The 13,221-nt window shown below is 74.3% G+C and carries 11 protein-coding genes; 7 read left to right on the forward strand and 4 right to left on the reverse strand.

What is annotated here, in order from left to right:
* Positions 1-119 precede the first annotated feature (119 nt).
* Together IF23_RS0117730 and IF23_RS0117735 are read right to left on the reverse strand one after the other, a co-directional pair.
* Positions 120-1,979, reverse strand: coding sequence for an ABC transporter ATP-binding protein (locus IF23_RS0117730; protein WP_030284774.1), 1,860 nt, complete (start codon positions 1,977-1,979; stop codon positions 120-122).
* Complete coding sequence (locus tag IF23_RS0117735) at positions 1,976-4,027, reverse strand: ABC transporter ATP-binding protein (RefSeq protein WP_051739673.1); 2,052 nt, start codon at positions 4,025-4,027, stop codon at positions 1,976-1,978. The genes IF23_RS0117730 and IF23_RS0117735 overlap by 4 nt, the downstream gene beginning before the upstream one ends.
* Positions 4,028-4,378: 351 nt before the next feature.
* Between IF23_RS0117735 and IF23_RS0117740 the strand changes: the two genes are divergently transcribed.
* From IF23_RS0117740 to IF23_RS0117770, 7 genes are all read left to right on the forward strand, one after another.
* The gene (locus tag IF23_RS0117740) at positions 4,379-5,614 is read left to right on the forward strand and encodes a L,D-transpeptidase (protein WP_030284778.1); all 1,236 of its coding nucleotides are present in this window, start codon (positions 4,379-4,381) and stop codon (positions 5,612-5,614) included.
* 346 nt (positions 5,615-5,960) lie between these two features.
* Positions 5,961-7,214 (forward strand): L,D-transpeptidase, encoded by a 1,254-nt coding sequence (locus IF23_RS0117745; RefSeq protein WP_078654056.1) that lies wholly within the window; start codon positions 5,961-5,963, stop codon positions 7,212-7,214.
* Positions 7,215-7,297: 83 nt separating this feature from the next.
* The gene (locus tag IF23_RS0117750; protein WP_030284782.1) at positions 7,298-8,068 is read left to right on the forward strand and encodes an enoyl-CoA hydratase/isomerase family protein; all 771 of its coding nucleotides are present in this window, start codon (positions 7,298-7,300) and stop codon (positions 8,066-8,068) included.
* A gap of 266 nt (positions 8,069-8,334) precedes the next feature.
* Complete coding sequence (locus IF23_RS0117755; protein ID WP_030284784.1) at positions 8,335-8,862, forward strand: ATP-binding protein; 528 nt, start codon at positions 8,335-8,337, stop codon at positions 8,860-8,862.
* 556 nt (positions 8,863-9,418) lie between these two features.
* Complete coding sequence (locus IF23_RS35000) at positions 9,419-9,925, forward strand: hypothetical protein (RefSeq protein ID WP_030284785.1); 507 nt, start codon at positions 9,419-9,421, stop codon at positions 9,923-9,925.
* Positions 9,926-10,025: 100 nt separating this feature from the next.
* Positions 10,026-10,790: a DsbA family protein gene (locus tag IF23_RS0117765; RefSeq protein WP_030284787.1), complete on the forward strand. Its 765-nt coding sequence runs from the start codon at positions 10,026-10,028 to the stop codon at positions 10,788-10,790.
* Entirely contained in the window at positions 10,787-11,662 is an 876-nt protein-coding gene (locus IF23_RS0117770; RefSeq protein ID WP_030284789.1) for a cytochrome c biogenesis CcdA family protein, read from the forward strand. The genes IF23_RS0117765 and IF23_RS0117770 overlap by 4 nt, the downstream gene beginning before the upstream one ends.
* Positions 11,663-11,767: 105 nt before the next feature.
* Here the strand turns inward: IF23_RS0117770 and IF23_RS0117775 are convergent, their stop codons facing one another.
* Positions 11,768-12,109, reverse strand: a complete 342-nt coding sequence (locus tag IF23_RS0117775) for a hypothetical protein (protein WP_030284791.1) — start codon at positions 12,107-12,109, stop codon at positions 11,768-11,770.
* Positions 12,110-12,334: 225 nt separating this feature from the next.
* Positions 12,335-13,162: an ammonia-dependent NAD(+) synthetase gene (gene nadE, locus IF23_RS0117780; RefSeq protein WP_030284792.1), complete on the reverse strand. Its 828-nt coding sequence runs from the start codon at positions 13,160-13,162 to the stop codon at positions 12,335-12,337.
* Positions 13,163-13,221: the final 59 nt, after the last annotated feature.

The raw sequence follows: 13,221 nt of genomic DNA on the forward strand, positions 1-13,221 counted from the left end.
GGGCGGGGCGGGAGTCCGGGGGAGTGGGGCCGGTGTTTCGGTGCGGGCCGGGGCTGGGTGGGGTGAGATGCGGAGTGCGGGTGTGGGCCGGGGCGTGGTCCGGGGACCGGCGCCCCCGCTCACCCCACGCTGTCCCGCCACGCCCGGTGCAGGTCGGCGAAGCGGCCGCGGTCGGATATCAGGGTGGTGGGGGTGCCGTCCTCCACGATCCGGCCGTCGGCCATCACCAGCACCCGGTCGGCGATCTCCACCGTCGACAAGCGGTGCGCGATCACCACCGCCGTCCGGCCGCGCAGCACGGTGTCCATCGCCCGCTGCACCGCCCGCTCGCCCGGGATGTCCAACGAACTGGTCGCCTCGTCCAGGATCAGCACGGCGGGGTCGGCGAGCAGCGCCCGCGCGAAGCCGACCAACTGCCGCTGGCCCGCGGAGATCCGGCCGCCCCGCTTACGGACATCGGTGTCGTACCCGTCCGGCAGCGCGGCGATGAAGTCGTGGGCGCCGATCGCCCGGGCGGCCTCCTCGATCTCCGCGCGGGTGGCGTCCGGCCGCCCCAGCGCGATGTTCTCGGCGACCGTCCCGGAGAAGAGGAACGCCTCCTGGGTGACCATCACCACGCCCCGGCGCAGCTCGGCGGCGGACAGCTCCCGCAGGTCCACCCCGTCCAGCAGGACCCGGCCCTCGGTCGGGTCGTAGAAGCGGGCCAGCAGCTTCGCCAGCGTCGACTTACCGGCGCCGGTCGAACCGACCACGGCGACCGTCTCGCCCGCGGCCAGCCGCAGCGCGAAACGGGGCAGCACCTCGCCGCCGGTCCGGTACGCGAACCGCACCCCCTCGAAGACGACCTCCCGGCCGGGCCGCCCGTCGGAGGCGGGTGGCAGCGACGCCGGGGCGGACGGCTCGGGGACCGACGGGCGCTGCGCCAGCAGACCGGCGATCTTCTCCAGCGAGGCGGCCGCCCCCTGGTAGGAGTTGAGGAACATCCCGAGCCGGTCGATCGGGTCGTACAGCCGCCGCAGATACAGCACCGCGGCGGCCAGGACGCCCAGCTCCAGCGCGCCGGTCGCCACGCGGTAGGCGCTCCACAGCACGATCGCGGCGACCGCGAAGTTGGCCACCAGCCGCGACCCGACGACATACCGGGCCATCTCCAGCAAGGTGTCGCCGTTGACACCCTCATGGGTGCGGTTCAGTGCGGCGAACGCCGCGTCGTTGGGCCGCTCCCGGCGGAACGCCTGCACCGGGCGGATGCCGTTGACCGTCTCGGTGAACTTCACGATGACGGCAGCGACCGCCGACGACTTGCTGCTGAACACCCGGATCGAACGCCGCTGGTAGGAGCGGATCAGCAGGGCCAGCGGCCCGGTGGAGGCGAGCGCCGCGACGCCGGTGCGCCAGTCCAGGTAGAGCAGCATCACGGTGATCGAGACCGTGGAGAGCACGAAGGAGATCAGCTCCTCCAGGCCCTCGTCGAGGAGTTCGCGCAGCGCCTCGACGTCCGTGGTGGCCCGCGAGATCAGCCGACCCGAGGTGTACCGCTCGTGGAAATCGAGGCTGAGCGCCTGGGCATGCCGGAAGATCCGGCCGCGCAGCTCCAGCAGCACGTCCTGGCTGATCCGCGCCGAGCACCGGATGAAGAGGTACTTCAGCCCGCCCGACGCCACCGCGCACAGCGCCGCCCCGGCCGCCACGGCGACCAGCGGACCGTGGTCCCCGGCGCGCAGCGCGGGCACCGCGCGGTCCAGCGCGAACGCCACCAGCAGCGGTCCGGCCTGCACCGCGGCCTGTTGGAGCAGGAGCATCACGGCGGAGAGCGTCACCCAGCGGGCGTGCGGCGCCAGCAGCGACCGCAGCAGCCGCCGCGACGCTCCGGGCGGCGCCGGGAGGACGTCCCGGGCGAAGGCGTCCCCGTCACCGGGCGGCGGCCCGGGCGCGGGCGGATCGGCGGGTACGGCGCCCGGTGCGGGGGCGGTCGTCATCGGGTGCCTCCGGAGGCGTCGCGGGGCCGGGGCGCGGGCCCCGCCGGGACGGGGTCGGTGCCGGACATCAGCCCGGCGTACTCGGCGTTGTCGCGCAGCAGTTGCTGGTGGGTGCCGACGGCGGCTATCCGGCCGCCGGAGAGCAGCGCCACCCGGTCGGCCAGCAGGACCGTGGACGGGCGGTGCGCGACGACCAGCGCGGTGGTGGTCGCCAGGACCTGCCGCAGCGCCGCTTCGACCAGCGCCTCGGTGTGGACGTCGAGGGCGGAGAGCGGATCGTCGAGGATCAGGAAACGCGGCCGTCCGGCGACCGCGCGGGCCAGCGCGAGCCGCTGCCGCTGGCCGCCCGACAGACTCATGCCCTGCTCCCCGACCTGGGTGTGCACCCCCTGGGGCAGCGCGGCGACGAAACCGTCGGCCTGCGCCACCTCCAACGCCCGCCGCAGGTCCGCCTCCTGGAGGTCCACGCCGCCCATCAGGACGTTCTCGGCGACGCTCGCGGAGAACAGCGTCGGCTCCTCGAAGGCGACCGACACCAGACCGCGCACCTCGTCCCGGGAGAGCGCGGTGAGGTCGCGGCCGTCCAGGGTGATCCGGCCACCGGTCGGGTCGTACAGCCGCGGGACCAGCGCGGTGAGCGTCGTCTTCCCGCTGCCCGTGGCCCCCACCAGCGCCATCGTCTCCCCGGACGCGATACGCAGATCGACACCGCGCAGCGTCGGCGGGGCGTCCGCGGACGCGTCGGGGTAACGGAACGCGACACCGGAGAAGACGAGTCCGCCGCAGACGCCCGGGCGGTCGGACGAATCGGAGCGGTCCGACGAATCGGAGCGGGCGGGCGAATCGGAGCCGTTGGACGCGCCGGGGCGGTCGGACGGTCCGGGGCGGTCGGCGGCGTCGGTACGGCCTGCGCCGGAGCCGTCGCCGGGACCGCCACCCGAGACGACGTCGGCGGCGTCGTCGGCAGCCGCCCGCGGCCCGGGGAGCAGGGCCGCGGCCGCCGCCTGCCCCGGCAGGGCCTGCGCCTCCTCCGCCGTCGGTGCGTCCAGCACCTCGAAGTACCGGTCGGTGGCCATCGCCGCCTCGTAGCTCATCGCCAGCAGGAAGCCGATGGAGTCCACCGGCCAGCGCAGCGCGAGCGCCGTCGACAGGAAGGCGACCAGCGTCCCGGCCGAGAGCGCGCCGTCCGCCACCTGGAGGGTGCCCAGCACCAGCGCGGCGCCGATCGCCAGCTCCGGCAGCACGGTGATGGCGGCCCAGAGCACCGCGAGGTACCGGGCCTTGCGCAGCTCGGTGGTGCGCAGCTCATGGGTGAGCCGACGGAACATCCGGGCCTGACTGCGGTGGCGGCCGAAGCCCTTCACGATCCGGATACCGAGGACCGACTCCTCGATCACCGTCGTCAGATCGCCGACCTGGTCCAGCGCCCGGCGGGCGGCCAGCGCGTACTTCGCCTCGAAGACCGAGCAGAGGACCATCAGCGGCAGCACCGGCGCCAGCAGCACCAGCCCCAGCGAGAAGCGCTGGCTCAGCAGGATTGCGCAGCCCACCACGATGGTCGCGCCGTTGACCAGCAGGAACGTCAGCGGGAACGCCAGGAACATCCGGAGCAGCTGGAGATCGGTGGTGGCGCGGGAGAGCAACTGGCCCGACGCCCAGCGGTCGTGGAAGGCGACCGGCAGCCGCTGGAGGCGGGTGTAGAGCCGCTCCCGCAGAGCCGCCTCGACGCCCGCCAGCGGCCGGGCGACCAGCCAGCGCCGCAGCCCGAACAGCCCCGCCTCGGCCACCCCGAGGGCCAGGAGGAACCCGCCGCCCAGCCAGACGCCGCCGGGCGCGCCCGCGGCGACCGGACCGTCCACGATCCACTTGAGCACCAGCGGGATGACGAGGCTGATGCAGGACGCGACCACGGCGACGACCGCGGCGGTGAACAGCCGCGCCCGCACCGGCCGGACGAACGGCCACAGGCGCAGCAGCGACCGTACGGCGGAGTGCCGCGGGGGCTCGGAGGACGGTGGACGGGCGGGTGTGCTCGCGGTGGCATCCATCACAGGCGAGAGTAAGGGCGGCCACCGACAACGCTCATGTCCTTTTCCCGTCGCACGGCCCACCGCCCGACCGCCCGCCGCGCCCCCACCCCCGCTGACCTGCGCCTCCACCCGCCCGGCGGTACTTCGGAGCCACACCGTCTCCCCCAAGGGGCGCCCGGGCCGCCGCCCGACCGCCCATCACCCGCGCGGCCCGGCCCGCTCCCGCGCCGCCCCGCACTCCGCCGCTCGGCCCGGCGGACGCCCTCGGCCGCCCCCGTACCACCGCAACGCCGTATCCCGTACGGGACACGGACCTGCCGGGCCGTCACTTCCGGGGCGACAACCGTCGCATCCGTCACAATGCGCCACATGTCCGGTGATGAGAAGGACCGCACCCCCCGTCCGCCGGCCCGCCGCCCCGTGCGGCTCCGGCGCCTCCTCCGTCTCGCCCTGGTGCCGGTGTGCGCTCTGACCGCGGCGACCGGCTGCGCCGTCCCCGACCTCTTCGGCAGCGACAAGCCGCCCGGCGCGGAACGCGGCATCGACGTCGAGCCCGGCGACGGCGCCCGCGATGTGAGCGAGAGCGGACGGCTCCTCATCCGGGTGCCCGACGGGCGCCTCCAGCGGGTGACGGTGCGGCGTACCGGCGACGGCGGCGCGGCGCAGGTCCCGGGCCGGATCTCCCGGGACGGCCTGACCTGGCGGCCCACCGCGCACCGGCTGGAGGCGGCGGCGACGTACACCGTGGACGCGGTGGCGATGGACGGCGAGGGCGACCGCAGGACCCGCCACACCACGTTCACCACCGGCCCCGCCAAGCTGGCCGCCGGTTTCCTCCCGGAGGACGGCGCGACCGTCGGCACCGGCATGATCGTCTCGCTCCAGTTCAACCACCCGATCCCCGACCTCGCCGCCGTCCAGCGGGCCGTCCGGGTCACCGCCGATCCGGACGTCGAACTGGCCCCCCACTGGTTCGGCGACCAGCGGCTGGACTTCCGCCCGAAGGAGCGCTGGCGGCCCGGCACCGAGGTCACCGTCGAGGTCCGGCTGGACGGCGTCCGGGCCGGTCCCCGCACCTTCGGCACCCAGAGCGAGACCGTCCGCTTCCGGATCGGCAGGGACCAGACGAGCGTCATCGACGCGGCCCGGCACAGCCTGACGGTCACCCGCCAGGGGGAGAAGCCGGTGACGCTGCCGGTCACCGCGGGCGACGAGAAGAACCCCACGTACAACGGGAAGATGGTGATCCTGGAGCGGCTGCCGAAGACGCGGATGGACGCCCGGACCGTCGGCTTCGGCCGCGCCTACGACATCCCCGACGTGCCGCACGCGATGCGCCTGACGACCTCCGGGACCTTCCTGCACGGCAACTACTGGGCCGACCCCGACATCTTCGGCGACGAGAACACCAGCCACGGCTGCGTCGGGCTGCTCGACAACAAGGGCGGCAAGGGCGCCACCCCGGCCGGTTGGTTCTACGCCCAGTCGCTCATCGGCGACATCGTGGAGGTCGTCCACTCCCGGGACCGCGTCGTCGCCGCGGACAACGGTCTCGGCGGCTGGAACATGCCCTGGGAGCAGTGGCGGGCGGGGACGGCCCTGTAGCGGCCCGGTGGCCGTCCGGCCCTCGGCGAGTGCGCCGGGCCGGACGGACCCGGTGTCCGGTGCGGGGCGCTCCCCAGCACCCCGTACCGGACGGAGCGTCAACGTCCATACGTATCAATCGATTTGACGCCCGTTTCTTCTGCCCCGTCCCGTCCCGCTTTCCCTGTTTCTGTCCGTCCCGGGGGCGCCGTGGTGTGCGCCCCGAGCCGCCCTTGCCGGGCAGCCCGCTGTCCTACCCATGTGGTTATCTACACGCAGGACGCGGCCGCCCGGCGGTGCCGCGTCGTACGGCGGTGTTCCGTACGCAGGGGAGTGCGTGCGGGGCGAGGGGAAGAGGGGCCAAGGGATGCACCAGGCGATATCCGCAGAGCCGAGACGGCGGTCGGCGCCTCCGCGGGCGATACGGCGGCGGGCCCGGCGCGGCGCCGTCGTCGCCCTGGCGCTCGGCTCCGTCCTGCTCGCCGCGGGCTGCGGGGACGGTCCGGACGCGAAGGGCGCGGCCGACCGGGCGCGCGCCGCGCACGGCCCCTCGAAAGCCGTCGTGACGATCGCCCCCAAGGACGGCGAGAACTCCGTCGCCACCCGCGGCGCCCTCGCGGTGACGGCCCGGTGGGGCAAGCTCCGCTCCGTCACGGTCAAGGACGCGAAGGGCAAGGAGATACCGGGCCGCATATCCGGCGGCGGCACCGGCTGGCAGCCCACCGGACACCTCGGGACGGCGACCACGTACACCGTGACGGCCGAAGCCGCCGACGCGGAGGGCCGGAAGGTCACCCGCCACGCCCGCTTCACCACGCTCAGGCCCGAGGCGACGTTCACCACGACGTACACACCGGACGGCGGGGAGAAGGTCGGCGTCGGGATGCCGGTCTCGCTGCGCTTCAGCCGCGGCATCACCGACCCCGCCGCCGTGGAGAAGGCCGTCCGGGTCACCGCGGAGCCCGCCGTTCCCGTCGAGAGCCACTGGTTCGGCAACGACCGGCTGGACTTCCGCCCCGAGAAGTACTGGGCCCCCGGCACCAAGGTCACCCTCCGGCTCGCCCTCGACGGCGTCGAGGGCCGCCCCGGCGTCTACGGCACCCAGTCCCGGAAGGTGTCGTTCACCGTCGGGCGCAGCCAGATCAGCACCGTCGACGCCCGGTCGAAGAAGATGACGGTGGTCCGCGACGGCAAGAAGATCAAGACCATCCCGATCTCCGCCGGGGCGCCGGGCACCGAGACGTACAACGGCCGGATGGTCATCAGCGAGAAGCTCCGGGTGACCCGGATGAACGGCGCGACCGTCGGCTTCGACGGCCAGTACGACATCGAGGACGTCCCGCACGCCATGCGGCTGAGCACCTCCGGCACCTTCATCCACGGCAACTACTGGTCGGGGCAGGGCGCGTTCGGCAACCGCAACGCCAGCCACGGCTGTGTGGGCCTCTTCGACCGGCGCGGCGGCGGCGATCCGGCCACCCCCGCCGCCTGGTTCTTCCGCAACTCCCTCGTCGGTGACGTGGTCGTCGTCAAGAACTCCCACGACGAGACGATCCGGCCGGACAACGGCTTCAGCGACTGGAACCTCTCCTGGAAGGAGTGGAAGGACCGACGGCGCTGACGCGGCGGCACCCGGTCCGGGGTGGCGCGGGGCACGTCGGCGTACCGTACCCAGCGCCGTTAACGACGGCTAACCTTCGCGGTATGACTGTGAACTTCGAGATCGCCGACGGTGTCGGGACCATCCAGCTCGACCGCCCGCCGATGAACGCGTTGGACATCGCCACCCAGGACCGGCTGCGGGAGCTGGGCGAGGAGGCCACCCGCCGGGACGACGTCCGCGCGGTCGTGGTGCGCGGCAGTGAGAAGGTGTTCGCCGCCGGGGCGGACATCAAGGAGATGCAGCGGATGGACCACGCCGCCATGGTGGTGCGGTCCAAGGCGCTGCAGGATTCGTTCAGTGCCATCGCGCGCATCCCCAAGCCGGTGGTCGCCGCGGTCACCGGCTACGCCCTCGGCGGCGGCTGCGAGCTGGCGCTCTGCGCGGACTTCCGGATCGCGGCGGAGAACGCCAAGCTCGGCCAGCCGGAGATCCTGCTCGGCGTCATCCCGGGCGCCGGCGGCACCCAGCGGCTGGCGCGGCTGGTCGGCCCGTCCAAGGCCAAGGACCTGATCTTCACCGGGCGCCATGTGCGGGCCGACGAGGCGCTGGCCATCGGTCTGGTCGACCGGGTGGTCCCGGCGGCCGAGGTCTTCGAGGCGGCGCACGCCTGGGCGGCGCAGCTGGCGAAGGGCCCGGCGCTCGCCCTGCGCGCCGCCAAGGAAGCCGTCGACGCCGGTCTGGAGACGGACCTCGAAACCGGCCTGGCCATCGAACGCTCCGTGTTCGCCGGGCTGTTCGCGACCGAGGACCGCGAGATCGGGATGCGCAGCTTCGTCGAGGACGGCCCGGGGAAGGCCAAGTTCCGCCGCTGAGAAGGTGGTTGGCGGGGCGGGTGGGCGGCCGGTGTGCGGTGCCCCGTGCGGGGGAATCGCGCCGATCCGGCCCCGTACGCGCCCGCCCCGCGCCGCCGCTCCGGCGGGCGCCGCCCGGCACCGTCGCACCGCAGCTCAGGCAGGTGACAGTGGTGTCATGAACGCCGCCGGAACGGCCTTTGCGGTGACCGGAATCCGGTGTCCGCCAGGGTGGGATTCCGCCGGATCCGGTCCCGTGGTGGTGGCGCAACGGCCATGATGGGGGCATGGCGGGCCTGGAGGAGTCGGAGCAGTCGCAGCCGCTGTGCGGCACGGCTGCCACCTGCCGGGGAGTCCCCGGCGCAGCGGAGAGCGGCGGAGCGGCGCCGGACGCCCCGGGACCCCTGGTGCTCGATCTGCTCGGCGACCCTTCCGTGGACGAGGTCCCGTTCCCCTCGCGGCCGGAATCCGCCGGTGCCGCCCGCCGTCTGACCCACCGGGTCCTCCATGAACAGTGGGGTCTGCCCCCGCACCTCACCGAGAACGCCGTTCTGCTGGTGTCGGAGCTGGTCGGCAACGCCGTACGGCACACCGGCGCGCGGCGGTTCGGGCTGCGGATGCTGCGGCGGCGCGGCTGGATCCGGATCGAGGTGCGCGACCCCTCGCGCGGACTGCCGTGTCTGATGCCGGTCCGGGAGCTGGACATCAGTGGCCGGGGTCTCTTCCTCGTCGAGACGCTCTCCGACCGCTGGGGCGTCGATCTGCTGCCGCGCGGCAAGACCACCTGGTTCGAGATGCGCACCGGCGACCGCTGACCCGCGGCGCCCGCCCCCGGATACGCGACTGGGGCCTCCCGCAGGGTTGTGCGGGTGAGGCCCCAGTGTCGCCCCTCGGCGGACGGAAGGGGTGTGTCCGCGGGGGTGGAACGACCTGGCCCGGGTCAATGGGGGTCGTTGCGAACGACTATGACAGGTCCGGCCTCCGATGCCAAAAGTGCATTGCGGACAATATGGGTCAGTGAGGGAGGAAGTCCTGGGGGATCCCAGGTGAGGTACGCCACCGACCTTGTAAACGACGGTTCGTTAACCGGTTGCCTCGATAAATATGCGGCGTTGCCGCGGTCGCTCCGCCCGGTGCCGCGGCCTCTCGCGCCGTCCCGCGCCGGGGGCCGTACCGGGCCCGCGGACCTGGTCGCGCCGCGCCGGGCGCCCGGCGCCGTGTCTCCTCCGGATGGCGGTCCGTGCTCGGGAGGCGGCGCCACGGTCCGTAGGATGGGGCCCGCCCGCGGACGGTGAGTGCCTCGCCGCGCGGGCCGACCGCGACGGCGGTGTGCGCCGGGCCCCGCGCACGCCGGGACGAGGAAGGAGGGCCATGACCACCACCCGCCGACCGGCGGCCGTGATCTGGCTGCTCCTCCTCGCCGTGACCTTCGGCCCGCTGCTCTGCCGCACCGGCGGCGACCAGTCCTGGCGGGCCGCACCGACCGCCGCCACGACCGCCCTCCCGGCCGCCGCCGACGCACCGACCGCCCCCGCCCCGCGCACCGCCGCGACCACGGCGGACGCGGACACCGCCCCCTCGGCGGACGCGGACGCCGCCGGGCCCCGCGCCGACGGCGCCCCCGACCCCGCCCACCGGCTCACCGCGCGGACCGACCTCGTCGACGTCCCCCGGCGCTGTTCGGGGCGGCATGCGCCGGGGCCCGACGAGTCCGCGCCGCTGCCCGCCCCGCACCGCGGGGAACCCCTCGCCCCGAGCGTCGCGGTGCCCGTCACGACCGCCGCCGCGCCCCTCGGACGGCCCGTCCCGGTGCGCTCCGGCACCGGACCCGCGGGGCCCGCCGACCCCGCCACCCTCCTGCCCGTACTGCGGATTTAGCGGCGCCCCACGGGAGCGCCGCCGTGCCCCCGTGTGCCCGTGTCCGGACCGGCCCGCCGCCGTCCGGCCCTTCCGCCATCCCGGTACGACTGGAGAAACTGTGTCCACCACCCTCAGCTCACCCCGCCGCAAGCTCGCCGCCGTCGGCGCGATCATCGCGCTGCTCGTCGCCGTCGTCGCCATCGGCATCGCCGCCGGACGGGCCGTCGAGGACGGCCGCGCCCCCAACGAACCGCAGGGCGCCGCCCAGGCTGCCGGGGAGGACCCGGAGCAGCAGCGCGTCTACGACAAGCTCGCCGAGCGCACCAGCCGCCGCGAGGCCGATGACGCGCTGGCCGTCGGCAAGAAGGACGCCCCGGTGGTCCTCGTCGAGTACGCCGACTACCAGTGCTCGTTCTGCGGCCGCTTCACCCGCGAGACCCAGCCCGAACTGATCAAGAAGTACGTCGACGCGGGCACCCTGCGCATCGAGTTCCGCAACTTCACCCTCTACGGCGCCGACTCCGAACGCGCCGCCCGCGCCTCCTGGGCCGCCGGACGCCAGGGCCGCTTCTGGCAGCTGCACGACGAGCTGTACGCCAAGACCCGTAAGGGCGACGCGCTCGCCGAGGAGAAGCTCGTCGCGATGGCCCGTACCGCCGGGGTCCCCGACCTCGACAAGTTCCGCACCGACCTCGACAGCGAAGCCGCCCGCAGCGCCCTGAAGAAGGACCAGGAGGAGGGGTACGAACTGGGCGTGCAGTCCACGCCGTCCTTCCTGGTCAACGGCCGCCCGGTGTCCGGCGCCCAGCCCACCGCCGTCTTCGCCGACGCGATCGAGACCGCCGCGAAGGCGGCCCAGGAGAAGAAGGGCGGCGGCAAGTGACGGACATCGGGTACCTCGCGGCGTTCCTCGGCGGCGCCCTCGCGCTGGTCAGCCCGTGCAGCGCGCTGCTGCTCCCGGCGTTCTTCGCGTACTCGCTCTCCCACCCCGGACGGCTGCTCGCCCGCACCGGCGTCTTCTACCTGGGGCTCGCCACCACGCTGGTGCCGCTCGGCGTCGCCTCCACCGCCGCCAGCCGGCTCTTCAACGGCCACCGCGACCTGCTGATCACCGTCGGCGGCTGGGTGGTCATCGCCATGGGGCTCGCGCAGCTCCTCGGCCTCGGCTTCGCCTCCCGCCGCGCCCAGGCCGCCGCCGCCCGGATCACCCCCCGCTCGGCCGTCTCCACCTTCCTGCTGGGCTGCGTCTACGGGCTGGCCGGGTTCTGCGCCGGGCCGATCCTCGGCGCCGTCCTCACCGTCACCGCGGTCAGCGGCTCGCCGGTCTACGGCGCGTCGATGCTCGCCGTCTACGCGCTGGGCATGGCGCTGCCGCTGTTCGTCCTCGCCCTGCTCTGGGACCGCTTCCGGCTGGGCAGCCGCGGCTGGCTGCGCGGCCGGGAACTGCGCCTGGGCAGGCTGCGGCTGCACACCACCTCGCTCCTGTCCGGCCTCTTCTTCATCGCCATCGGCGTGCTCTTCCTCCGCTACAACGGGACCAGCGCCCTGCCCGGCGTCCTCGACGCGGAGTCGGAGTTCCGGGTCGAGGAGTGGGTGGCGTCGATCGGCAACGCCGTGCCGGACTACCTCCTGATCGCGCTGGGCGCCCTCGCCGTCGCCGTGGTCCTCGGCCGGATCGCGCTGCGCCCGGAGAAGGCGAAGACGCCGCAGCCCCGGCCGGAGCAGGAGCGGGAGCGGGAGGGCGCCTCGGAGTGACACCGCCGTCGGCGGGGACGGCACCCGGAGGCCCCGGATCGGCGCGCGGAGGCGTCGGCCCGGGGCCTCGGCGCATCACCGCGGCCCCCGGAGCCCCGGCCCGGCCTACGCGCTGCGCCGCCGACCCGGCTGCGGGCGGCGCTGGTGCAGCCGGATCGGGGCGTCGGCGCGTCTGCGGCGGTCGTTGCAGAGCAGGCACTTGCCGTACCCGGGCGGCAGCGGGTCCTCCGGGTCGCCGTGGAGGGGATCGACCGCGCCGTGCGGATGGAGCGCGCAGCCGGTCGGGCCGGTGGCCTCGCCGAGCGAACCGGCGGCGGTCAGCGCCCGGCGGAGCGCGTCGACGAGCTGGTCGGCGTCCCGCCGGGTCGGCGTGGCCCGCAGGGACGAGGCGATGTCGGAGGCGGTGGTCAGCGCGGTGCGGAGTTCGCGCAGCTGTGCGTAACCCATGCCTCGGAGCGTAGGCGCCCCCACTGACAGTGGATCTTCCGCGCGTGCTTCGTGGTCTCCCATGGCCGCATCCCTGCCCGCCGCGGCCGACGTCTTAGCCCCCGCGACCTTGCTGTCGCCTTACCGGCGCATGACAGCTCCGCGACCGCCCGGACCGCGCGGACGGACACAGCGAAGGGCCCGCCGGATCCCCTCCGGCGGGCCCTTCGCCCCGTACGCGGTCCGTCACGGTGCGAGCGGCAGCTCCCGCTTGTGGGCGGTGAAGCGGTAGCGGCGGACGATGGCCTCGCGCACCACCTCGTCCATCGGCCGACCCTCCAGGAAGTCGTCGATCTGGTCGTACGTCACACCCAGCGCGACCTCGTCCGGCTTGCCCGGGTCCAGCGTCTCCAGGTCCGCCGTCGGCACCTTCACGACCAGCTCCTCCGGGGCGCCCAGGGCCGCGGCGACCGCGCGCACCCGCCGCTTGGTCAGACCGGTCAGCGGGACCACGTCGGCGGCGCCGTCACCGAACTTGGTGAAGAAGCCGGAGACCGCCTCGGCCGCGTGGTCGGTGCCCACGACCAGACCGTCCTGGGCACCCGCCACCGCGTACTGCGCGATCATGCGCTGCCGGGCCTTGATGTTGCCCTGGACGAAGTCCTGGTGGGCGGCGTCGCGGAACTCCAGCCCACCGGCGACCGCCGACGCCAGCGCGGCGTCGCTGGCCGGGCGGACGTCCACCGTCAGCAGCCGGTCGGGCCGGATGAAGTCCAGCGCCCGCTGCGCGTCCTTCTCGTCGGCCTGGACGCCGTACGGCAGCCGCATCGCGAAGAACGTCGCGTCGTGGCCCGCCTCCCGGGCGCGCTCCACGGCCAGCTGGCACAACCGGCCCGCGGCCGTGGAGTCCACGCCGCCGCTGATGCCGAGCACCAGGGAGCGCAGGCCCGTGGTGGTCAGCCGTTCCGCGAGGAACGCGACCCGGCGCTCGATCTCGTGCCCGGCGTCGAAGGACGCGCTCACCTGGAGATCCCGGGCGATCTCCTGCTGGGCCATGGACGCCGGGTCACTCACGGCTGCTCCTCGTACTGTCGGAATCCGTCGGCCGGGGAAACGACCGGCCTGCGGAAACC

It is taken from the genome of Streptomyces catenulae (genome assembly GCF_000718015.1).
In the GTDB taxonomy this organism is placed as follows: Bacteria; Actinomycetota; Actinomycetes; order Streptomycetales; family Streptomycetaceae; genus Streptomyces; species Streptomyces catenulae.

Coding starts and splice junctions, on each gene's coding strand:
- IF23_RS35000 (WP_030284785.1), top strand. CDS start 9,419: ATGACCACCACCCGCCGACCGGCGGCCGTGATCTGGCTGCTCCTCCTC.
- IF23_RS0117750 (WP_030284782.1), top strand. CDS start 7,298: ATGACTGTGAACTTCGAGATCGCCGACGGTGTCGGGACCATCCAGCTC.
- IF23_RS0117735 (WP_051739673.1), bottom strand. CDS start 4,027: ATGGATGCCACCGCGAGCACACCCGCCCGTCCACCGTCCTCCGAGCCC.
- IF23_RS0117775 (WP_030284791.1), bottom strand. CDS start 12,109: ATGGGTTACGCACAGCTGCGCGAACTCCGCACCGCGCTGACCACCGCC.
- IF23_RS0117745 (WP_078654056.1), top strand. CDS start 5,961: ATGCACCAGGCGATATCCGCAGAGCCGAGACGGCGGTCGGCGCCTCCG.
- IF23_RS0117755 (WP_030284784.1), top strand. CDS start 8,335: ATGGCGGGCCTGGAGGAGTCGGAGCAGTCGCAGCCGCTGTGCGGCACG.
- IF23_RS0117730 (WP_030284774.1), bottom strand. CDS start 1,979: ATGACGACCGCCCCCGCACCGGGCGCCGTACCCGCCGATCCGCCCGCG.
- IF23_RS0117740 (WP_030284778.1), top strand. CDS start 4,379: ATGTCCGGTGATGAGAAGGACCGCACCCCCCGTCCGCCGGCCCGCCGC.